The sequence below is a fragment of the Phytohabitans rumicis genome, from assembly GCF_011764445.1.
Taxonomy (GTDB): domain Bacteria; phylum Actinomycetota; class Actinomycetes; order Mycobacteriales; family Micromonosporaceae; genus Phytohabitans; species Phytohabitans rumicis.
This window is the reverse complement of record NZ_BLPG01000001.1, coordinates 9229302-9250111: the sequence shown is the minus strand read 5'-3', so window position 1 is coordinate 9250111 and position 20810 is coordinate 9229302. Positions and strand designations below refer to the sequence as shown.

At 73.5% G+C, this 20810-nt stretch carries 17 protein-coding genes; 5 read left to right on the top strand and 12 right to left on the bottom strand.

Annotated elements, in window-relative coordinates; translation table 11 throughout:
* Positions 1-39: 39 nt before the first annotated feature.
* Positions 40-1170 carry an acyl-CoA dehydrogenase family protein gene (locus Prum_RS41965; RefSeq protein WP_173082773.1) on the bottom strand — a complete coding sequence of 377 codons (1131 nt, stop codon included), beginning with the start codon at positions 1168-1170 and terminating at the stop codon, positions 40-42.
* 59 nt (positions 1171-1229) lie between these two features.
* Complete coding sequence (locus Prum_RS41960; protein WP_173082771.1) at positions 1230-1700, bottom strand: DUF5990 family protein; 471 nt, start codon at positions 1698-1700, stop codon at positions 1230-1232.
* A gap of 90 nt (positions 1701-1790) precedes the next feature.
* Here Prum_RS41960 and Prum_RS41955 point away from each other — a divergent pair, with 90 nt between their 5' ends.
* On the top strand, positions 1791-2159 hold the full coding sequence (locus Prum_RS41955; RefSeq protein WP_246278458.1) for a VOC family protein: 369 nt from the start codon (positions 1791-1793) through the stop codon (positions 2157-2159).
* Between the two features lie 209 nt (positions 2160-2368).
* A complete protein-coding gene (locus tag Prum_RS41950) occupies positions 2369-2917 on the top strand; it encodes a DUF1062 domain-containing protein (protein ID WP_173082759.1) in 549 nt (182 codons plus the stop codon).
* Between the two features lie 39 nt (positions 2918-2956).
* Here Prum_RS41950 and Prum_RS41945 read toward each other — a convergent pair whose 3' ends face one another.
* Both Prum_RS41945 and Prum_RS41940 read right to left on the bottom strand, forming a co-directional pair.
* Positions 2957-3145 carry a hypothetical protein gene (locus Prum_RS41945; RefSeq protein ID WP_173082757.1) on the bottom strand — a complete coding sequence of 63 codons (189 nt, stop codon included), beginning with the start codon at positions 3143-3145 and terminating at the stop codon, positions 2957-2959.
* The gene (locus Prum_RS41940) at positions 3115-7461 is read right to left on the bottom strand and encodes a serine protease (RefSeq protein ID WP_173082755.1); all 4347 of its coding nucleotides are present in this window, start codon (positions 7459-7461) and stop codon (positions 3115-3117) included. Before Prum_RS41940 ends, Prum_RS41945 begins: the two co-directional genes overlap by 31 nt.
* A gap of 121 nt (positions 7462-7582) precedes the next feature.
* On the opposite strand from Prum_RS41940, the gene Prum_RS41935 reads away from it, so the two are divergent.
* Complete coding sequence (locus Prum_RS41935; RefSeq protein WP_173082754.1) at positions 7583-7906, top strand: CU044_2847 family protein; 324 nt, start codon at positions 7583-7585, stop codon at positions 7904-7906.
* A gap of 126 nt (positions 7907-8032) precedes the next feature.
* Here the strand turns inward: Prum_RS41935 and Prum_RS41930 are convergent, their stop codons facing one another.
* From Prum_RS41930 to Prum_RS41900, 7 genes are read right to left on the bottom strand one after another with little or no spacing between them, the layout of a single operon-like run.
* Positions 8033-8431, bottom strand: coding sequence for a VOC family protein (locus Prum_RS41930; protein ID WP_173082753.1), 399 nt, complete (start codon positions 8429-8431; stop codon positions 8033-8035).
* A 24-nt stretch (positions 8432-8455) separates the two neighbouring features.
* A complete protein-coding gene (locus Prum_RS41925; RefSeq protein ID WP_173082752.1) occupies positions 8456-8863 on the bottom strand; it encodes a MaoC family dehydratase in 408 nt (135 codons plus the stop codon).
* Complete coding sequence (locus Prum_RS41920) at positions 8860-9618, bottom strand: PIG-L deacetylase family protein (protein ID WP_173082751.1); 759 nt, start codon at positions 9616-9618, stop codon at positions 8860-8862. Before Prum_RS41920 ends, Prum_RS41925 begins: the two co-directional genes overlap by 4 nt.
* A 51-nt stretch (positions 9619-9669) precedes the next feature.
* A complete protein-coding gene (locus tag Prum_RS41915) occupies positions 9670-12798 on the bottom strand; it encodes an ATP-binding protein (protein WP_173082750.1) in 3129 nt (1042 codons plus the stop codon).
* 35 nt (positions 12799-12833) lie between these two features.
* Entirely contained in the window at positions 12834-13997 is a 1164-nt protein-coding gene (locus Prum_RS41910; protein ID WP_173082749.1) for an NAD(P)/FAD-dependent oxidoreductase, read from the bottom strand.
* Positions 13998-14013: 16 nt separating this feature from the next.
* Positions 14014-15228, bottom strand: a complete 1215-nt coding sequence (locus tag Prum_RS41905) for a flavin-containing monooxygenase (protein ID WP_173082748.1) — start codon at positions 15226-15228, stop codon at positions 14014-14016.
* A 7-nt stretch (positions 15229-15235) separates the two neighbouring features.
* On the bottom strand, positions 15236-15808 hold the full coding sequence (locus Prum_RS41900) for an OsmC family protein (RefSeq protein ID WP_173082746.1): 573 nt from the start codon (positions 15806-15808) through the stop codon (positions 15236-15238).
* Between the two features lie 137 nt (positions 15809-15945).
* Here Prum_RS41900 and Prum_RS41895 point away from each other — a divergent pair, with 137 nt between their 5' ends.
* Together Prum_RS41895 and Prum_RS41890 are read left to right on the top strand one after the other, a co-directional pair.
* Positions 15946-16956, top strand: coding sequence for a hypothetical protein (locus Prum_RS41895; RefSeq protein ID WP_173082745.1), 1011 nt, complete (start codon positions 15946-15948; stop codon positions 16954-16956).
* Positions 16957-17061: 105 nt separating this feature from the next.
* Positions 17062-17616 (top strand): toxin-antitoxin system YwqK family antitoxin, encoded by a 555-nt coding sequence (locus Prum_RS41890; protein ID WP_173082743.1) that lies wholly within the window; start codon positions 17062-17064, stop codon positions 17614-17616.
* Between the two features lie 58 nt (positions 17617-17674).
* On the opposite strand, the gene Prum_RS41885 is transcribed toward Prum_RS41890, so the two are convergent.
* Positions 17675-20455, bottom strand: coding sequence for a tetratricopeptide repeat-containing protein (locus Prum_RS41885; protein ID WP_173082741.1), 2781 nt, complete (start codon positions 20453-20455; stop codon positions 17675-17677).
* Positions 20456-20810: the final 355 nt, after the last annotated feature.

The following is a 20810-nucleotide window of genomic DNA, read 5'->3' as shown; positions in this document are numbered from 1 at the left end:
GGCCGGAGTGTGACATCAGCTCCCGAAATGTGAGCCGGCTCACCGGAAGGCCGGGATGGTGGCCGGCTGTCCCATGAGGACGGCTCCCGCGGCGTCGTACATGGCCGGGCTGAGGAAGGCATGCTCCTGGGGCACCAGCGCGTCGCCGAGCAGCGCGGGCAGCGGGTGGTCGCGGTAGATGGCTACGACGCCGGACAGCGAGACGACCTGGTGGACCACCTCCGAGCAGGTCCGGGCGAGATACGCCGCCGAGAGCCGCAGATGGGCGTTCTGCTCCTCGCCGACCTGGCCACCGGCGACAACTGCCTCCCATGCCTCGTCAGCGGCCTCGTAGAAATAGGCGCGGGCCGAACGCAGCCTGGCCTCCGCCTCGGCGATACCGGCGCGGTAGTAGCCGCGGTCCGCGAGCTTCGGAGCACCCGTGGTGCTGGCCCGGCCGCTGCCCACCTCCTCGGCGAAGTCGAGCGCGGCCCGGGCCACGCCGGCGGAGACCACGGACAGCGACTGGGCGGCGTAGGCGATCGCCGGGTAGCGGAACAGCGGCTCGTCGATCACCGGCTCCCCACCACGGACGAAGGTCCACTCCCGGTCGACCTCGACGTCCTTGGCGACCACGTCGAACGAGCCGGTGCCCTGCATCCCGACGACGTCCCAATCCTGCACGATCTGAAGGCGTTCCGGACGGATGAGCGCCCCGCGCGGCCTGCCGAGCGCGTCGTCGCCGGGGATGCCGACGCAGATGATGTCGGCGGCCATACAACCGCTGGCGAACTTCCACCGGCCGTTGACAAGGAAGCCTCGCTCGGTCGGCGTCGCCCGCTGAGCCGGGTGCAGCGCGCCGGCCAGGACGACATCGGGGCCGTCGGCGTACAGCACCTCCTGCGCCTCGAGCGGCAACGAGCCGAGATAGATCGGCAAGGAACCAAAGCTCGCGACCCAGCCGGTGGAGCCGTCGACAACCGAGATCCGCTCGATCCGCCGCAGAAACTCCGCCGGCGACATCCGCTCGCCGCCGAACCGCTCCGGCGTCGCGACCCGGTACAGGCCAAGCCGCTTGAGCTGGGCGACGAAGTCCTTGGACACGTAGCGCTGCTCGCGGAACTCCCAACGACGCGCAACCAACTCGGCGAGTACCTCGTCCAGTTCGACCCCGCCCCGCGCCTGCACCATCGTCCACCTCACGCTCCGCGGGCCTGCGACCCGACGCTACGGAGAACGACGAACCCCCCTCAGTGGTGATCACCTCGGGCCAGGGTGTCATGCAGCGCCCACACGATGTTCGGTGGGCGGACACGGGCGCACAGCGGCTCGCCCTTGGCGTCGGTGAGGCCGACCCGGCAGACCAGCACCCCCGCGCCGTCGTGCGCGGCGCGCAGCAGGTCGGTCGGGACATCGCCGAACATCAACTTCGCCCGCCGGAACATCTCGAACCGGTCCCCCGTCACCGCGCCCCAGCTCAGGTAGAGGAACCGCGCACCCGGTCGTCCGTGGACCCAGGGCCCGCCGACGTCCAGCAGCCCGTCCACCTCGCGGCTGGTCACCTCGAACTGCCAGGTCGCCTCGGCCGCGCCGGCCGGTACTCGGTCGACCACCTCGGCCCGGCGCTGCACCCCCACGTGTACGTTGCCCAGCCGCAACGCGTCGGCCCCGGCGCCAGCACGCCGCCCAGGCAGGTCATGACCCTCGATCCGGATCTGCACACCGCCACTGTAAGTCGGGCATCGCCCAGGTCGGCGACGCGGGCGGTACGTCCCCCGCGAAGGCGTCAGAGCCGGCTAAGCTCTCACGCCGTGGCGGTTGGTCGTTTGGCGGCGGTGACACTGGACTGTGATGATCCGCCTGCGCTGGCGCGGTTCTGGGCCGAACTTGTTGGCGGCGAGATAGCGCTCGCCGGCGAAGCATTCGTCGCCGTGAAGACCGAGCGCGGCTGGTTGGCCGCCGTGCGGGTGCCGCACTACCAGCCGCCGACCTGGCCCGGCGCGGCGATGCCCAAACAGATCCACCTCGATGTCGCGGTCAGTGACCTCGACCAGGCGGAGGCAGCGGCGATCCGCCTCGGGGCACGCCGCGCCGCCACCCAACCGGCGCCGCATCGATGGCGGGTGATGCTCGACCCCGCCGGTCACCCGTTCTGCCTGTCCACCCAGATGCCGGAATAGAGCCCACGACGAGCTGGCGGTGAGGCGCTCGAAACCAGTGGCGCAGCGCCGCTGTGCGCCATTACCGTGCTGCCGAAGCAGGTCGTCTAGGCAAGGACGTGCCGTTGTACACCCTGTGAGACCTACCGAGCGCTGATTTGTCGCGCGTCGCGCATCTGCGCCGCGCTCCTTCTTTGCTGCGGACTTCTCACTGAAACCGGTGTATTTCTGTGCTCAAAAACTGGGTGGTCGTGCCCATCTGCCTGCCGCTCGTTCGCCGCCGCTGCCACGCGTGCGGGTCCGAGCGCTTCCGGCCAAGCGGCAAATTTCGCGTCAACGCAAACCACAAGCTCATCGACGCCTGGCTCCTCGTGCTCTGTACCGCCTGCGGGGAAACCGCAAAGCTCACGGTCCTGGAGCGGATGAATGTGCGCTCCGTACCACCTGATCTGCTGGACCGGCTGCATCACAACGACCCTGGCCTGACAGCTCAACTGCTCCAGGATCCGGTCGTGCAGCGCCGTAATCGCATCGCCCTCGACTGGGACAACGCCTGGCGCCTCGACACCGGCGGATCGGATCACCTGGACCGCGAGATGATCGACGTCTCGGTCCGCTTCGCGGCGCGGATCCCGGTCCGGCCGGTGCGACTGATCGCTGAAGGCTGCGGTCTTTCGCGGGCCGAGGTCGAGAGACTGATCACGGAGGGGAAACTCGTTTCGGCGGTCCGGCTGAGCGGCAAGCTCTCCGGCGACTTCACCTTCACGCTCAAGCGCTGAGCCCTCCTCGGGATCACGTGCCTGTCCCCAGCGCCACTCTTACGGCAAGCCGGCGGCGGCGAAGAAGGAACCGATCGCGGTGACGGTGGTCGGTAGGTCGCCGAGGCCGAGGGACAAGGCGTACCAAGCGGTGCCGGCCAGCGCGGCGGCCTTCGCGGCCGTGCGGAGCCGGGCCGGCCGCCGCGCCGCCTTCGTGATCAGTGGCAGGTGCGTGGTGAGGATGGCCACCCGATGCCCGCGGCGGCGACGGCCAGCGCGGGCCGGGCCGTGGCGGGCAGCGCGTCCAGGACGAAGCCGCCGGCGCGGTTCAGGATGTCCCGGACGGTGTCCGATGCCGGGACCCGCAGCTCGGCGGCGCCCGGTCTGGCCAGGAGCGCGGCCACGCCGCCGGCCGCCCAGGCCGCCCATCGGGCGCGGCGCGCGGCGACGAACGAGCGGGCCGGGCGGAGCAGCAGGCAGCCCATGACCACGAGCACGGGCAGCACGAGCTGGCTCTGCACCGCGGCGATCCGGGTGGCCAGCGGCGGTGCGAGCGCCTCGCCGCCGGCGACCAGGACCGCGGCGGCGCCGACGTAGGTCGCCGCGTAGGCGGCGGCCACGGCCAGGGCCAGGCTGCGCGCGTCGCGGCCGGCCACCGACAGCGCCGCCCGCCAGGCACCCGGCGGTGGTACGCGGAGCCGCCGCGGCCGGGGATACCGCTCGGCGGCCTCGCGGAGGGCGACCGCCAGCGCCAGCCGTGCCGCGTGGTCGGGCCCGTCGGTCTCGTCGAGCTCCCGCAGCAGCCGCGCGTACCACGGGCAGGCGCGGGCCGGGGACCGGCGCACGTGCCGCTCCGCGCGCCTGGCGTCGTGGGGATCGGCGACCAGCCGGGCCAGGGCGGCGCGTGCCACACGCGCGGCGGTCGGGCCGATGCTGGCCTCCAGGCGGTGGTCGGTCCAGTCCGGATGGGCCATGCCCGCCGGTGCCGCGATCCGCAGCGTCTCGGCACGGTCGTCCATGGCCCGCTGCGCGGCGGCGAGCTCCGCGCCGGCGGGGGCCTGCGGCGCCGGTGTCTCGTCGACGGCGGGAAGCAGTGCCGCCAGGATCTCGCCGGCCACGGCCGGGGACGACGCCGCGGCGATCGCGTGCGCCAGCGCGTCGTCCCGGTCGCCGCTGCTGCGCAACCATGCCCGCAGCCGGGCGCCCGCGGCGCCGTTCACCGTCGTCAAGGGCGGCAGGCGCCGCGCCGGCGGAAGGCCGTTGACCGCCGCGGTGAGCGTGTCGAGTTTGAGCGCGACGGCGCCGAACCGGGCGACGAGGCGCTGGCCGCGGGGCAGGTCCCGGTCGCCGGAGTGCGCGCGCAGCAGGTCGAAGGCGACGCCGTACTCGCCGCGGTGCCGGGCCAGGTCCACCGCCGCCATGACCTTGAACAGCACCGGTACGAGCGGGTCGGTGTGCCAGGCCAGGGTCAGCCAGGCCGCCGTTCCCGCCTCCCCGATGGCCTCCAGTTCGGTGATCGCGTCGAGCCGCTGGTCCGGGTCGAGCATCCAGTCGACGGCGCGGGCGGCCAGTTCGGGCGCTGTCGACGCGGGGCGGTCGGGTGGGAGGTCCGGGCCGGCCGACCTGGCGAGTGCGTCCGCGACCCGGCCGTGGCCCTGGCTCGTCAGGGCGTCGGTGAGGTATCCGGCGGCGCCGTCCGTCAGCCCGCCCTCGGCGCGCGCCGCGGCGAGGATCCGGCGGGTCCCGTCCGGGTCGCGGCCGGCCAGCCGTGCGGCGCCGTCCGCGAGCCAGAGCAGGTCGCCCACCCCGACCGACAGCACCTCGGCCATGGCGCTCGGCCTGGCCAGCCCGCCAGGACGGCTCAGGCCGGCCGCCCACAGGTGCTGGCGCACGTCCGCCAGCCGCTCGGTCATCGGCGCGCCGGCACCCGCCGGGCCGACGAGGCGGAGCGTCTCGATGGCCTCGATCCGCTGGGCGGGCGTCCGCGCCGGGCTGACCGCATGCACGAGCAACTGCCGGTCGGCGGTGGGCCCGTGCCCGAGCTCGGTCAGGAACACCGCCGCCCGCACCCGGCTCTCGGGGGCGCCCGCGGCGGCCACCGCCGTCGACAGATGGCCGATCGCCCGCTCGCGGTCCGCGGCATCACCGATCAAAGCCAGGGTGTACGCGGCCCAGAGCCCGCCCGCGTCGTCCGGGCGGCTGCCCGCGAGGATGGCCGCGAGCGCGTCGACGGCCACCCGGCGGTTGCCCTCGGTGCCGGTGAGGACCAGGGCGCGGGCCGCCGCGATGCGCTTGATCGGGGCGACCCGCCGGTCCAGGGCCAGCCGGGTGAGGCGTTCCGGTCCGGTGGAGCGGGCGTGCAGCGACCGCAGCGCGTACGTCAGGGCGGGCAGGGCGGCCTCGTCGACGACCTTGAGCCGGCGGACGGCGGCGAAGCCCGCGGCGAGCAGCCGGTCCACCGACCCGTCCGGCAGTGGGAGGCCGTCGCGCAGCACGGCGCAGAAGTCGAGCAGCTGCGGGCGCCGCACGAACGGCGGCCGCGGGTCCAGCCGTATCCGCAGCAGCCGGCGTAGCACCGGCGCCGGGTCGTTGCCGGCGTCGGCCCACCGGGCCAGCCGGAACATGTCGAGGTTGGTGACACCGTCCCGCCGCACCCGGCGCAGCCACTGCCGGGTGTCCCACTCGGCGCGGACGTTGTACCCGGCGGCGAGGTACTCGGCGAAGCCCCGGTGGATGAAGCGCAGGTCGTCGCCGGCGACGGTCAGCAGGCCGGTGCCGAGCAGCATGGCGCGCAGGTGCCGGGGCAGGTCGGGTACGTCCGGCGCGGGCCCAGCCTGCTGGCGCAACCAGTCGTGGGCCAACGTGGTCGTGGCGGTCTCCTCGCCCGCCTCCAGGCGGCGGTGCGCCACCTCTTCCAGCCACTCCTGGGTACGGTCGAAGAGCAGGTCCACCAGGCGGGTCGCGGCCGGCCCGTAGACGGCTAGCTGCTCGGACAGGGCGCGGTGCAGGTCCTGGCGGCGCTGCCGGGCGTACACCAGGTTGGTGACGAACCGCTCGTACAGACCGGTACGGCTCATCGGCAACGGCCCCTGTGGACGGTCCTCGAAGACGACGGCGGCGATCGTCGCCAGCAACGGCATCCGGACCAGCGGATCCAGTTGGCGGTGGTCGACCTCGTCGAGGAACGCGTCGGCGTTGCCCCGCGCCCGCCGGGGCGTACGGGCGGCGAACCACGACCCGGCGAAGCGCTCCAGGCCGGGCCGGTCGAACTGGCGCAGCTCGTAGTCGCCGAACCGCGGCTCGGCGGACAGGTCCGGCAGGTGCGCGCCGAGCCCGGCCAGCTCCCGCCCGAATAGCGGCCGGCTGGTGACCAGGAACCGCCAGGACGAGCCGTACTCGGCGACCCGGTGACCGAGCACGCCGATCAGCCGCTGGCGCTCGTCGCGGTCGAACACCTCGTCCAACCCGTCCACCAGCAGCAGCCACTCCACGCCGGGCAGCACCGCCGGGTCGAGCGTCTCCGGGTCGACCGGGCGGTCGAGGTAGTCGGACAGGTCCCGCTCCACCGCGCCGGCCAACAACTCCAGCCACGGCCGCCGGCCCAGCATGGCGGTCGCCGGCACGCGTACGGCCAGCGCCGGCCCGTACGGCGCGGGCGCCTCGCCCTCGGCGTCCAGCCACCAGGTGGCGGTCTCCCCGACGATGTGCTGCACCAGTGCCGACTTGCCGGCCCCGGGCCCGCCGACCACCAGCGTGTGCCGGTGCCGGCGCAGCACCTCGGCGACCGAGCGGACCGGGACGTCCGTGCCCGGCCCGGCGTACCGCGGCGCGGCCCGCTGCCGCACGTAGATGGTGGACAGCGCCGGCGACGGCCCGTCGACCAGCCGGTACGGCAGCCGCTCGGCCGCCCGGCACTGGGCCACAAGCAGGTCGTGCAGCGGGCTGCCGGGCTTCGGGCGGATCCGCGGGCGGGCCGGACCGGCCGGCGGCCCCAGCGCCGAGGCATGGCCGGACCGCACCAGCGCCACGTCGGTGGCCTGCACGATCCACCCGCCGCGCGGGGCGGCGTAGTCGCGCGAGCCCTTGACGATCCCGTACACCAGGCCGGTGCGGACATCGAGCGCCGGCGCGCCGCTCATCCCGTCGGCGATCTCGTCGTCCTTCAGGCGCAGGAACTGGCCGCTGCGCCCCACCACGGTCAGCCGGAGCGTGTGCTCGTCGAACCCGTTCGGCGTATCCAGGCTGAACCCGTACGCGAACAGCTCCGGCGGCACCGTGAGGTCGCCGGCCAGCCGGGCCACCGGATGGTCCGGCGCCGCCGTGACCCGCACGATCGCCACGTCCGGGTGCGCGTAGAACTCGCCGTCGCCCCGCTCCGCCGGCGCCCGCACCACCACCTCGCCGGCGAGGTCGTGCCCGCGCCAGCGCACCACGACCCGGTCCGGCCGCCGCCACACCACGTGCGCGCAGGTCACGACCAGGTGCGGCTCGATGAAGAACCCGCTACCCAGGAACTCCGCGCCGGCCCACACAGACACCGTGGCGCCGCGGACCACCTCGGCCATCGAAGACGCCTGCAGTACGATCGCCCACCCTCCCCGCAGCTACCAGGCACATCTTCTCCGACCACATCGGATCATGCGATAGTCCTGGCAGCCATCGGACCACCGCGACGTTGGGGAAGCCATGCCGGATCAGGCGCCGCAGACCAGAACAGTCCCGATCACGCTCCCGGATGGCTCCACCATCCTCGCCGAAGTGACCGCGGCCTCCACCGGCGGCGACGCGGGGCGGCGCCAGCTGCGCCTGGACGACATCCGCGAGGACATCGCGCGGATCAGCCAGTTCATGTCCGAGACCCTCACCCGGGCACTGCCGGACCCGCCGCGCCGCTACGGCGTCGAGTTCGGACTCAAACTCGGTGTGGAGACCACCGGCCTCACCAGCATCCTCGCCAAGGCCACCGGCGAGGCAACCGTCGTGGTCCGCCTGGAGTGGGAACGCCCGTAGCCGCTATGCCCGGCGCGCTACCGCGCAACCACCGCCAATGGCTGGCGCCAGCCTGCGGTGATCATAAGGTTAGCGTTGGGGAGAGCGCTTGCACTGACGCTCACTTCATGATCACCCCGCACACCCTCACGTGCCGGGCGGGGCGAAGAACTCCATCGGCAGGTCGTCCGGGTCCTTGAAGGACAGTCCGGAGCCGTAGTGGGCGTCGACAATGCCCCCGTGCTTGATGCCCAGCGTGTCGAGGCGTTCCTGCCAAGCCGCCAGCTCGCCGCGGTCGACGCAGGCGAACGAGACGTGGTCCAAGCCGGGCCGGCGCGGGTCGAAGCCGCCCGGCCATCCGCCGTCGGGGAAGTGGTGCAGTCCGAAGAGCATCCCGTCGCCGATCGCGAAGACCACGTGCCGGAACGGCCCGGTGTCCTCGTCCAGCACGGGCTCGCTGTCGAAGAGCTGGCGGTACCAGGGCACGCTCTTGTCCAGGTCGCTGACGGTGACGGCCACGTGGGTGACCGCAGGGAACGTCGTCATGTCCTTCTCCATGGGTTGAGTGGTCTAGCGGTCGAGTGGTACGCGGTAGACGTGCGCGTCGCCGTCGAGGACCTTGACGCCGTCGCCGTTGGTGACGGTGGTCCTTATCCGCGCGACCGGCTTGGTGGGGTGCACCTCCAGCACCTCGATCTCCGCGGTGATCTCGTCGCCGGGGCGTACCGGGGCCAGGAACTCCCACGCCACGCGCAGGAACACCGAACCGGGTCCCGGCAGGTCTTCGGCGAGTAGGGCGTTGAGCAGGCCGGAGGTCACTCCACCTTGGACGATGAGGCCGCCGAACCGGGTGCCCGCCGCCAGTTCCTCGTCGTAGTGCAGCGGGTTGCGGTCCCCGGTCATCTCGGTGAACAGCTCGATGTCGCGCCGCTGCACCACGCGGGTGCGGCGGGCGGTGGTGCCGACCGGCGGGATCATCGCGCACCTCCCGCGAACGCCGCGCTGCTCAGGCGCGCCGGTGCCGCCGCGGCGAACGCTTCGGTGGCCCACCAGTCGCGAAACGCGTCCTCGCCCAGCTCGTCGATGAGCGGGGTCGTCTGCGTAGCGTGCGCGCGCAAAGCCACCTGCTTGCGGTCCAGCGCCTCGTCGTCGAGGCGGACCAGCAGGGCGAGGTCCTCGGCGGCGGTGACCGGCCCGTGACCGGACATCCAGATGCCGAGGCGTTCGTTGACCGGCCCCCAGGTGGCGTGGAACGCGGGCGTGCACGTGGCGTACAGCAGGCGGGCCCGGGTGCCGGTGGCGCGCCAGGCGGCCGTGGTCCAGGCCGACACCGCCCGGTGGTCCGGGTGTCCGGTCATGCCGTCGGGTCCGAACGTCACGATCGTCCGCGGCCGTACCTCGTCGATCAGCCGGCTGACGGCGGCCACGCCGGCGGCCTCCGGGATCTGGGCGCAGGCGCCGTCGAGGAACCCGAGCCAGTAGTGCTCGGCCACGTCGACCGCGGCGAGGCTGGCCACCAGCTCGTGCCGGCGTACGGCCGCGAGGCGACCGGGCGGCCAGCGTCGCGGGTCGGGCGTGCCGCGTTCCCCGTAGGTGGCCGTCGCCACGGCGACGCGGTGGCCGCGGTCGCGGGCGGCCGCCATCAGGCCGGCGGACAGGTACGCCTCGTCGTCCGGATGGGCCCAGACGCCCAGCACGGTGCCCAGCTCCCCGATCGCCAACGGTTTGTGCATGACGCCCACCTTCCGCATCCCGCCTTCCCCCGACCTTCCCCACGAGATTGGCTATCCGGTGGCGGCCGGGAAGGACGCCAGCAGCCGCCGGCAGCGCGCCGCGTCCAGCGGCTGCACCGATTCGTCGAAGAACTCCGCGGCCCGGGTCAGCAGCGCCGCCGCGCCGGCGGTGTCGCCTTCGGCCCGCGTGATGTGTGCCCGCGCCTCCAGCAGGGCGGCCTGCCAGGCGGTGCCCTCCCAGGCCGCCGCCGACCGGCCGGCACGCTCCAGGTGCCGGCGCGCCTGGCCCAGCTCACCGGCGTGGGCGCTGGCGATGGCGGCGGGCACCTCGAACATCACGGCGCAGAAGTTGCAGAAGTCGCTCTCCCCGAGCGTCGCCTCGGCGGCGTCGACGATCGCCAGGGCGGAGGGCGCGTCCTCGGCGGCGGCGACCATCGTGCCGTACACCCGCTGCAGGAGGTGCATCGCGAGCAGCGACCACCGCGCCAGCGGCAGGGCGCGCCGCAGCAGCCGGCCGGCCGTGGCCCGGTCGCCCAGGGCGAGGTGCACCTCGGCGAGGCGTTGCAGCGAGTGCGCCTCGCCCGCGGTGGCACCGATCTCCCGGTGCAGGTCGGCCGCGTCGGCGAGCTCCCGCTGCGCCAGGTCGAGGTCGCCGTGCAGCAACGCCGCCTCCCCGATCAGGGCGCTGGCGAACGCGACCGCGCGCAGCGCGCCGGCCCGTTCGGCGGTGGCGCGCAGGGTGCCGGCGAGCTCCAGCACCTCCGCGTACGGGGTGGGCCCGTACAGCAGGTACTCCGCCACGCACAGGTGCGAGTCGAAGACCGCGGTCGCGAGCGCCGGATCCTCCCGCGTGCGCAGCAGCTCGATGCGCAGCAGCTGGCTCCACTCGCCCCGGTTGTGGGTGACCAGGCCCTTCAGTGTGATCAGATCCAGCTGCTGCCAGGTGGTGATGGCGCCGGACGCCTGGCTGACCGCCCGCAGCGCCCCGTCCAGGTCGCCCCGCCAGTAGGCCAGCTGCCCCCGGGCCAGCATGATCGTGGCGTCGTCGCGGCCGCCGTCGGTCTCCAGCCCGTCGAGCATCGCGGCCCCGGTCTCCAGGTCGCCGGAGTGCACCGCCAACCTGGCCATCCGCGCGCGCAACGTGCGCCGTTCGCCGTCGTCGTCCGCCGCCGCGATGGCCTGCCGGTAGGCGTTCATGAACGCGGGATCGCCGATCGCGCCGAGCAGGTCGGCGCGCAGCGCGAGGATCCGTGCCAGGTCCGGGCCGTCCGCCGCCGGACGCACCGAGTCCACAAAGGACAAAGCCGCGCGGTACGCGCCGACGGCCGCCTCCGTCTCGGCCGCCCGCAACGCGTACGGCACGGCCAGCACGGGCTCGCCGGCGGCCAGCAGGTGGTGACCGATCCGGGCCGGCGAGGCGTTCAGCGCGATGAGGCGCTGCGCGCAGTCCCGGTGCAGCAGCCGCCGGCGGTGCGGTGGTACGTCGCCGAGCAGCGCGTCCCGGATCAGCGGATGCCGGAACCGGTAGCCCGCCTGGGTCCGCTCGACGACGAGGGCGGCCAGCGCCGCGTCGAGGCAGTCGAACGCCTCCGGCTCGGGCAGCCCGCACAGCGCCAGGAACTCGTCGGTGTCGAATGTGGAGCCCGTGGTGGCGACGTGTTCGAGGGTGGCCCGTACCGCGGGAGTCAGCATCGCGAGCACGGCGTTGCCGGGCCGGCGGACGTCGACGCCCGGCTGGCCGGCCGTGCGGGCCAGTTCGACCACCGCGAACGGCACGCCCGCCGAGACCTGCCAGATGTGCTCGACGTCGGCGGCGGGCAGGTCCGGCCGGCAGGCCAGCGCCAGCGCCGCGGTCTCCGCCCGGTCCAGCGGGGACAGCGCCACCCCGGCGCCGGCGGCCCGGCCCAGCAGGCTAGACCTGACCTCCTCGAACGCCTCGGTCACCGGCTGGCGGCGATGGGCCAGCACGATCAGCAGGCGCTCGGTCGAGCAGCTGCGGGCCAGGTAGTGCAGCAGCCGGAGGCTGGCCTCGTCGGCCTCGTGCGCGTCGTCCACGGTCAGCAGCACGCCCGGCCCGGCGGCGGCGAGCCGGACCAGCTCCGCGACGGCGACGAACAGCCGCTGGTGGGACGCCTCGCCGTGCCAGTCCAGCGCCCGCCCGGACAGGGCCCGGTCGATGTCGTCGCGGCACTGGTCGTCCAGCCCGTCCAGCAGCGTCGGATGGCGCCGGCACAGGTCGGCCAGCGCCTCCAGGACCGGCGCGTACGGCCAGGCGCCCTCGATGGCGGAGGCCACCCCGTACCCGGTGCGCCAGCCGCGCCCGGCCGCCTTGCCGCGCAGCCACTCCGCGACCGCCGACTTGCCCATGCCGGCGGCGCCGGACAGGAACACCGCCCGGCCCCGACCCGCCGCGGCCAGCTCCATGGCGGCCTCCAGCGCGGCCGCCGCCGCGGCGTGGCCGACGAGCGCACCGGCCGCGGCCGGTGCGGTCAGGTCCGGCTCGGCGTCCAGCAGCGAGTCGCGCAGCGCCACCGCCTCGTCGCTGGGACCCACGCCCAGCTCCCGCTGCAACGCCCGGTCCATGCGCTCGAACTGGCGCAGCGCCGCCCGCCGGTCGCCCCGCGCCGCGTGCTCGCGCATCAGCGCGAGGTGCGCCTCGACGTCGGTGGAGTCGATCTCCACCAGGTCCGCCCAGCGCCCGGCCTGACGCAGTACCCGCAGGTAGAGCAGCTGCAGCCGGTCGCGGGGCTCGGACGCCCACGACTCGTAGCGGTCCGCCGGCAGCAGCGGTCCGGCGTACGCGTCGGCGGCCTTCGCGGCGGCCGTGGCGTCCCCGGCGTCCAGGGCGCTCGCCGCGAGCTCCTGGAAGCGCAGCGCGTCCACGCCGACCGGCACATCCGGACACAGCAGCACGGACGAGCTGCGCAGCACGACGCTGTCGGGGCCGAGGACACGGCGGGCGAAATGGGCCGCCTTGTGCAGCCGCGGGCCCGCGTCGTCGACGTGCACGTCCGGCCACAGCGCGTCGATGACCTGCTCGCGGTGCAGTTGGCGGCGCGGCGCCAGCGCCAGGATCTTGATCAGCGCGGCCGCCTGGCGCCGGGTCCAGGCCGCGTCCGGCACCGGGCGGCCGTCGAGGGCCACCTCGAACCGTCCGAGCAGCGAAATCTCGACCCCCATCAGGCCAGAATCCACCACGGCCCGCTGGCCAGCTATCAGGTATCCGAACGTATCGGGGAGAGCGCTTCCACCTCGTCGGTCATCGCCGAGCTCAACGCGAACAGCAGCCGCCGGACCGCCGGCGTGTCCCACTGGTACCCGGCGAGCTGGTCGACCACCGCGAACGTCGGGCCGGACAGCCGGTCCCGCCGGGCCTGGAACTGGGACAGCGCCGCCGCCTCCGGCGTACCGCACAGCACCGCACCGACCGCCTCGGCCAGCAACTGGGCGTCGCGCAGCGCGTCGGTCATGCCGTGCGTGCTCAGCGGATCCAGGAAGTAGCCGGCGTCGCCCACCAGGGCCCAGCCCGGACCCCACGCCCGCCGCAGGAAGCCGGGCCGCCCGGGAAACGCCCGCAGCCGGCGTGGCGGCTGCGCCGCGCCGAGCCGGCCCCGCGCCCCGCCGGCGACCTCCGCGAGCAGCCGGTGGTACCCGGCCCGCACGTCACCGGCGACCTCGCGGGCGAAGCGCTCGGACGACGTACCGGCGAAGACGCACACCTCGCCGTCGTTGGTGGGGATGAAGCCGGCGGCGCCGCCCGGCCGGTAGAACCACTCGTAGCCGGTCGCGTCCAGCCCCGACCAGTAGCCGTAGACGACGGCGCCGCGGTGGGCGCCGATGCGCTCGGTGCGCGCGCCGGCCCGCCGGGCGACCAGGGAGCGGACGCCGTCGGCGCCGACCGTCAGCCATGCCTCCGCGTGCACCGCCGCCCCCGAGCGGTCCCGCCCTCGCACACCGCTGACCCGGCCCTCGCTGTCGTACACCAGGTCTGTCACGGTGACCCCGTACCTGATCTCCGCGCCGGCCGCGACCGCCGCGTCGGCCAGCGCCGTGTCCAGCAGCGTGCGGCGCGGCGCGTACAGGGCGTCGACGCCGGCGGCCGGCCGGATCGAGACGGTGGCGCTCTCGCCCGGGTAGTGGAACCGCACCTGCCGCACCGGGGGCGTGCCGGCGGCGGCGATCCGCTCCAGCACGCCCCACCGGCGCAGCTGCGCGGCGCCGCCGCGCATCAACGCGTGCGTGGAGAGGGTGTCGGCGCCCCGCCTGGCCCGCTCCAGCACCAGCACGCGCAGGCCCCGGCGGGCCAGCAGCAGGGCGGTGCTGGCGCCGGCGCAGCGCGCGCCGACGACCACGACGTCGTACCGGTCGCTCGTGGGCATGGTGGTTCTCCGTTGTTCAGGCCCGCCGGCAGGCGAGGTGGTGGGCGGCGAGGTGATCGGCCAGGAAGGCGGCGTCGTGCCGGGCGCCGTCGACGTACGTCGCGCTGCGCCGGTGCTGGAACCGCAGGCCGATCGCGTACAGGCCCGGGGCCGCGGTCACGCCGCGCCGGTGCCGCAACAGTCCGGCGCCGTCGAGCACCGGCACGTTCAGCCACGGGTACGACGGCCGGAAGCCGGTCGCCCAGATGACCGTCCCGATCCCGGCGCGCTCGAGGTCGAGCCCGCGCGGCCCGGGTGTGACGGTCGCCGGGCGGATCATCGCCGCGGCTCCGGCACCCGCGCCCGCGTACCCGTCGATGGTCGTCAGGACGCGCCGCAACCGGGCGTCGGCGGCCGCGGTGGTCGCGGGCAGGTCGTCGGCGAACCGGACGCGTCCGCGCTCGACGGCGGCGAGCCTTCCGGCGAGGGTGACCCCGCGCCGCGCCAGGGCGGCCAGGTCGACCGCCCGGCCGGCGCCGCTCAGCTGCGGCGACGGCTCGGCGTGGGCGCGTTCGGGCAGCTCGTCGGCGGTACGGTCGAGCGACCCGACCCGGTCCAACCACCAGAAGATGTCCCGGCCGCGGTAGCGGCGCGGCAGCCGGGTGTGCCGGCCGACCGCGAGCGTGACCTCGCGGCCGGCCCGGCGCAGCTCGTCGGCGATCTGCACGCCCGACGCGGACGCGCCCACCACCAGCACGCCACCCGCGGGCAGCCCGGCCGGCTCCCGGTAGGCGGCCGAGGTCAGCTGCGCCAGGCCGACCGGCAGTGCGGCGGCGCACCCGGGCACCCGCGCCCGCGCGTGATAGCCGGTCGCGATCACCACGTTCGCCGCCGTCCAGCACCCCCGATCGGTACGCACCAGGTACCCGCCGGCCACAGCACGAACTTCCGTCACGGTGGTCTGATCCAGCACCGGCGCGGCGAACGAGGCGGCGTAGCCCTCCATATGGCGGACGAACTCCCCCGCGGTCATGAAACCGTCCGGCGCGCCGCCCCGGTACACCCAGCCGGGCAGCCGGCTGAGCCAGTTCGGGGTGAGCATGCGAAACGACTCCCACCGGGCGCTGCGCCAGCGCTCGGCCAGCCGGCCGCGCTCGATCACCACGTGCTCGACGCCCCGGTCGGTCAGGCAGCGGCTCACCGCCAGCCCGGCATGCCCCGCGCCGATGACGACGGTGTGGATGCTGGACACCGCTCGGTCAGCCCGTGGTGACGTCGATCTGGACCGGTACGCCGTTGGTCACGACGTCGTAGACCGCCGACCGGGCGCGGGACTGCTCGATCAGGCCGCGCAGCACCTCGTCCGGCGCGTCCCCGGAGATCCGGAAGCTGACCCGGATGCCCTGGTAGCCGTTGCGGACCTCACCGGACAGGCCCAGGATGCCGAGCAGGTCGATGTCGCCCTCGACGGTCGACTCCACGGCCGTCAGCGTCACGCCCCGGGCGGCGGCGATGTTCGCCAGCCCGGACGTCAGGCACGCGGCCAGGGCGTGCAGCACGAACTCGACCGGCGTCGGCCCGTTGCCGTTCCCGACGAGGATCGCCGGATGGTCGGCGTCGTACGTGAAGTCCTGCGTACGGCTGGTGTCCTCCTGACCGGCCCCGTAGAAGCCGCGGATCGTGCTGCGGTTGTGCGTCCCGCTGACCCACCGGTTGGTGGCCCGGAACTGAAACTTGGCCAGGCTCGGCTCGCCCCTCACCGCGTCCAGGGTGGCGAAAAGGGTCGGCGCGTCCACGCCGTTGCGGGGCGGCCGGCTCGTCGTGGTCGTCACGGTGCTCTCCTCGGTCGCCGGGCGGCCGGGCTGCGGAGGATTCCGCGGGCTGCGAACCGGCGCTGGCGACGGGTGGAAAGCTAAGAAGGCGGCCTTCCCCGGCCCTTCCCCGAGAATTCCCGTCGCACAATGGTCCGATGACGGGTGGCGGGCACGGGCCGATCGTCGAGACGCTCATGGCCTGCGCCGAGCCGTCCATCCGCTGGAAGATCCGCACCCAGGTGCTGGACGAAGACCCGGCCTCCGCCGGAATCCTGCGGCTGCGCGACGAGATCCGCCACGGCGATCGGGTACGCCGGCTGCTGGCGCCCTGTTTGTCGGCGGACCGGCCGCCGGTCTACGCCAAGTGGCAGGGGGCGCACTGGGTCCTGGCGGCCCTGGCCGACCTGGGGTATCCACCCGGCGACCCGGCCCTGCACCCGCTCCGCGAGCAGATCTTCGCCACGTGGCTGGACGAGTCGTACTACCTGGAGTTCGAGGCGACCACGAAATCCGCGGCGTACCGGCGGCGCGGCGTGCCGGTCATGCGCGGCCGCTATCGCCGATGCGCCTCGCAACAGGGAAACGCACTACGCTTCCTGGCCACGCTCGGGTTGGCCGACAGCCGAAGCGACGCCCTCGCGGAGCGGCTGCTGCACTGGCAATGGCCGGACGGCGGCTGGAACTGCGACAAGAACCCGGCCGCCGGTACGTCGTCCTTCTGCGAAACGCTGCTACCCATGCGCGGGCTGGCGGCGTACGCGGCGCGGGACGATGGCGCCGCGTCCGCCGCCGCTCGGCGCGCGGCCGAGGTCCTGCTCGCCCGCCGTCTGGCCTACCGGGTCAGCACCGGAACCCTGATACATCCCGAATTCGCGAAGCTCCACTGCCCGCTCTACTGGCACTACGACGTGCTCGGCGGGCTGACGGGCATGGCCGAGCTCGGCTTGCTGGGCGACGCGCGCTGCGCGGACGCGCTAGATCTGCTCGAATCGCTGCAACTCGCCGACGGCTGGCCCGCCCACGCCCGCTACTACCAGGTATCGACAGACATCGCGCACCATCACGACTCGGTGGACTGGGGTGGCACGAGCGTCCGCCGCGCCAACCCGTGGGTCACCGCGGCGGCCCTCGCCGTACTCAAGGCCGCGGGACGCCTCCAGCTATGAGATTGTGACGACGTCCCATTGCGCCGCGCCCGACCGCCTCGCACCAGCCGGTTCGTCTACTACATCCCGGTGCTTCGCGGCAGGACCCGGGACAATCCCGCTGGTGTGATCCGTCGCCGCTCTGTCAACGGCATCGCGGTCGACGAGGCGTTCACCCGCAACCTCGTCTGGGAACCCACCCACGCCCTACACGCGTCCGACATCGGCCGCAGCGATCGGGACTACACGCAGATCACGGCGGCCGAGGCCGAGGCGTTCGTCCAGCGGGTCACCGCGAAGCTTGGCCGCTACATCACCGAGCCGTCCCCAGGCGTACCCCTCCGGATCAACATCGACGACGCCACGGCCCACGAGGGACCGTCCTATCACTACCGGGGCGAACCGTTCAGCGGCAGCCTGCTTCGGATCGACGACACCGGCGCCGTCATCGAGATGATCCCGGTCCGCGACGGCGTCGTCCACGGCATCGTCCGCGAGTGGTTCCCGGACTCCACCCAGCGATCCCAGACCACCATGCGCGACGGGGTACCGGCCGGCACCGCCTACACCTGGCACCCCAACGGCCAGCTCGCCGAAGCACGGGAATTCGACGACGATGGCCACGTGGTACGAACGCGCCAGTGGACCGAGAACGGAAGAGTCCTGAGGTTCCCCCTCTAGCTCGCTGGCGGCGGCCCATACTCGGCCCGTACGGCGGCGGCGGCCTCCGGGTCGCCCGCTATCTCATACAGGTCCGCGAGGGTTTCGGCGGCGGAGTGCAGCCGGTCGGTGAACGCGTCCGGCTCGGTGGCGGCCAACACCGCGTACAGGCCCAGCCCTTCTCGCGCCGCTGCGATCGCTTCCACCGACGACTCGTCCAACGCCACGCACACGCAACCCGTCCCCCACAGAGACCCGGCCAGGTCGGGCACGTACGCGTCCCGGTTGCCTTCCACCAACTCCCGCCGAAGGGCGACAGCTTCCTCGCTGGCGGCCAACGCTTCGACCCGCCGCCCCGCCTCCGCCAACCGGACCGCGTAGTTGTTGACCGACATGGCCAGGTCGGGCAGGTACGCATCCCGGCCGCCTTCCACCAACTCCCGGTACAGGGAAACGGCTTCCTCGCTGGCGGGCAACGCTTCGGCCCGCCGCCCCGCCCCGCCAACGCGATCGCGTGATTATTGACCGAGCTTGCCAGGTAGGGCAGGTGCGCGTCCCGGTTGCCTGCCACCAACTCCCGCCGAAGGGCGACGGCTTCCTCGCTGGCGGTCAGCGCCTCGACCCGCCGCCCCGCCTCCGCCAACCTGCTCGCGTAGTTGTTGACCGACATGGCCAGGTAGGGCAGGTGCGCGTCCCGGTTGCCTGCCACCAACTCCCGCCGAAGGGCGACGGCTTCCTCGCTGGCGGTCAGCGCCTCGACCCGCCGCCCCGCCTCCGCCAACCTGCTCGCGTAGTTGTTGACCGACATGGCCAGGTAGGGCAGGTGCGCGTCCCGGTTGCCTGCCACCAACTCCCGCCGAAGGGCGACGGCTTCCTCGCTGGCGGTCAGCGCCTCGACCCGCCGCCCCGCCTCCGCCAACCTGCTCGCGTAGTTGTTGACCGAACCGGCCAGGTAGGGCAGGTAGGCGTCCCGGTTGCCTTCCACCAACTCCCGGTAGTAGGCGACGGCGTCCTCGATGGCGGTCAGCGCTTCGGCCCGCCGGCCCGCGTCCGCCAACCGGACCGCGTGGTTGTTGACCGACAGGGCCAGGGCGGGCAGGTACCCGTCCCGGTTGCCGGCCACCAACTCCCGAAATAGCGCGACCGCCTCTTGGCTGGCGGTCAGTGCTTCGGCCCGCCGACCCGCCTCCGCCAACCGGATCGCGTGCCAGGTACGCCACCAGGCTCGGTCGATGTCGGGGGTGTCGGGGGTTTCCTGGTCGAGGGCGGCGCGGGTCAGGGCGAGCGCGACCGGGTTCAGTTCCCGCGTCGGAAACGGCACCCTGCCGGCCAGGTCCCGCATTTGCTGAGGGTCGAGGTTGGCGGTGGGTAGCAGCGCGGCGAGCCGGGCCGCGAATGTTCCCGGAAATTGGAGGGCCACGGTCAGCACGGCATCGGCCATGACGGGGGTGTCGGTTTGCAGCGCGATCTCGATCAGGTCGACGGCGGCCGGGTGGTGGATGGTGGCGCGGCCCAGGATCGTCAACGCCTGGACCGCCTGCCCGGCCGTTAGGCCGGTGAAGATCGCCGCCCGCTGATCACGGGTGCAGGTGGTCAGTTCGTTGACGGCGAGGGTTTCGGCGAGCAGATCCGGTTGCAAGGTCCCCAACCGGTCTACCGCACCGGCCCCGTCGGCGGGGTAGAGATGATACAGCCATCCCACCCACCGCGCCACATCCACCCGATCCGGATCGACCAGCCCATCATTCTCCGTGCCGTCTGCGAGTGCCGTGCGCACGACGTGTTCGGCCTGCTCGCGGTCGGTAGCGCCGAGCAGCGCGGCGACCGCGACCACCCGCCGCAACATGACCCCGGCCTGTTCCGGGTCGCCTGGTAGCGGCAGCCGCGTCCGGTCGGCGGCGGCCCGCCAATAGCGGGCTTCGTGGCCGAGCACCTCGCCGATCACGTCAAAGCGGCCATCCGCGCTGCGCGGCCCGCCCAACACCAGCAACAGCGCCTCAGCATGCAGCCGCAACAACCCGGCGCCCCGATCCCGGACCCGATCCGGGACCACCGGTACCGGCCGGTCCAGGTGACCGGCGAACTGGGCCGCCGCGTCCGCCACCACCGCACCCGCCGACCGATCATCGGCAGCCGCGTCCAACGCGATCACGTTGGCGGAGGTGGTGAGCGCGTCCAGCACCGCCGCAGACGCCTTGTGATAGCTGGACAGCGACGTCCACCACGGCCCGGCAGTACGGGCCAGCAGCAGCACCCGCACCACCCGACGCCGAGGCTGGGACGCAGCTACGAGCAGCGCCGCCAAACCGGCCGGGTCACGGGCGTCGGCGTAGTCCACGACCAGCAACACCCGACCCGCACCGCCCGGCTCGTCCAACAACCCGGCGGTGGCTTCCTCCCGCTCGTGGGCGATCCACCAACACTCCCAGCCGTCCAACAAGCCGCAGAACCGGTACGCGAGCCGGGTTTTGCCGAACCCGCCCGGCGCGACGACCAGCCGCACCGGACCCGCGTCCCGGCCGGCGCACCAGGTTGTCAACTCGGTCAGCACCTGACGGCGGCCGAAGAACTCGACCACCCCGCTGGTCGGATGCAGCAGCCATGCCACCGACGGCGGCAACTGCGGCACCCGCACACCAGCCACCGCAGCCCGCCGCTCACGCAGCCGCACAGTCCCGGCGCCGACCGCGGCCACCAGGGTGGGGCCGAACGCACCAGCCAGCGCCGCAGCCACACCGGCTCCCACGGCAGACCAGTCCTTGCCATCAGCCACCAAGGCCCACGCAGCGGCAGCGCCGATCGCACCGACCAGCAGGCCCGCCACCACCCGGCCGGCCCAGCCCCGCCACCACAGCAGCACCCACGAAACCTACCGACCGTCGTCAACCCACCACGGCGTCTTGACCATGAACCGACACCAGCGGGCCAGAACGGAACACCCGTCAAGCCTCCAGGTTCGGCCGCTTCACCCTCCACACCCCATGACCCTGGTATTGCAGCTCTCAGGTTGAAACAGCTCAATGTGGCTGGATGGACCATTCCCGCCGGACGGAAGGTCAGCAAGGATGAACGGTCACGTGGCGTGCGATACGCCGATTCGTTGGAGGCCCAACATGCGTACAGTCAAACGACTCGTCATCGTCGTCGCCGCCGCGGCAGCTACGTTGCTGGCCTGGCAAGCCGCTGCCGCGGCGGCGTCGATGGTCGAGTACGCG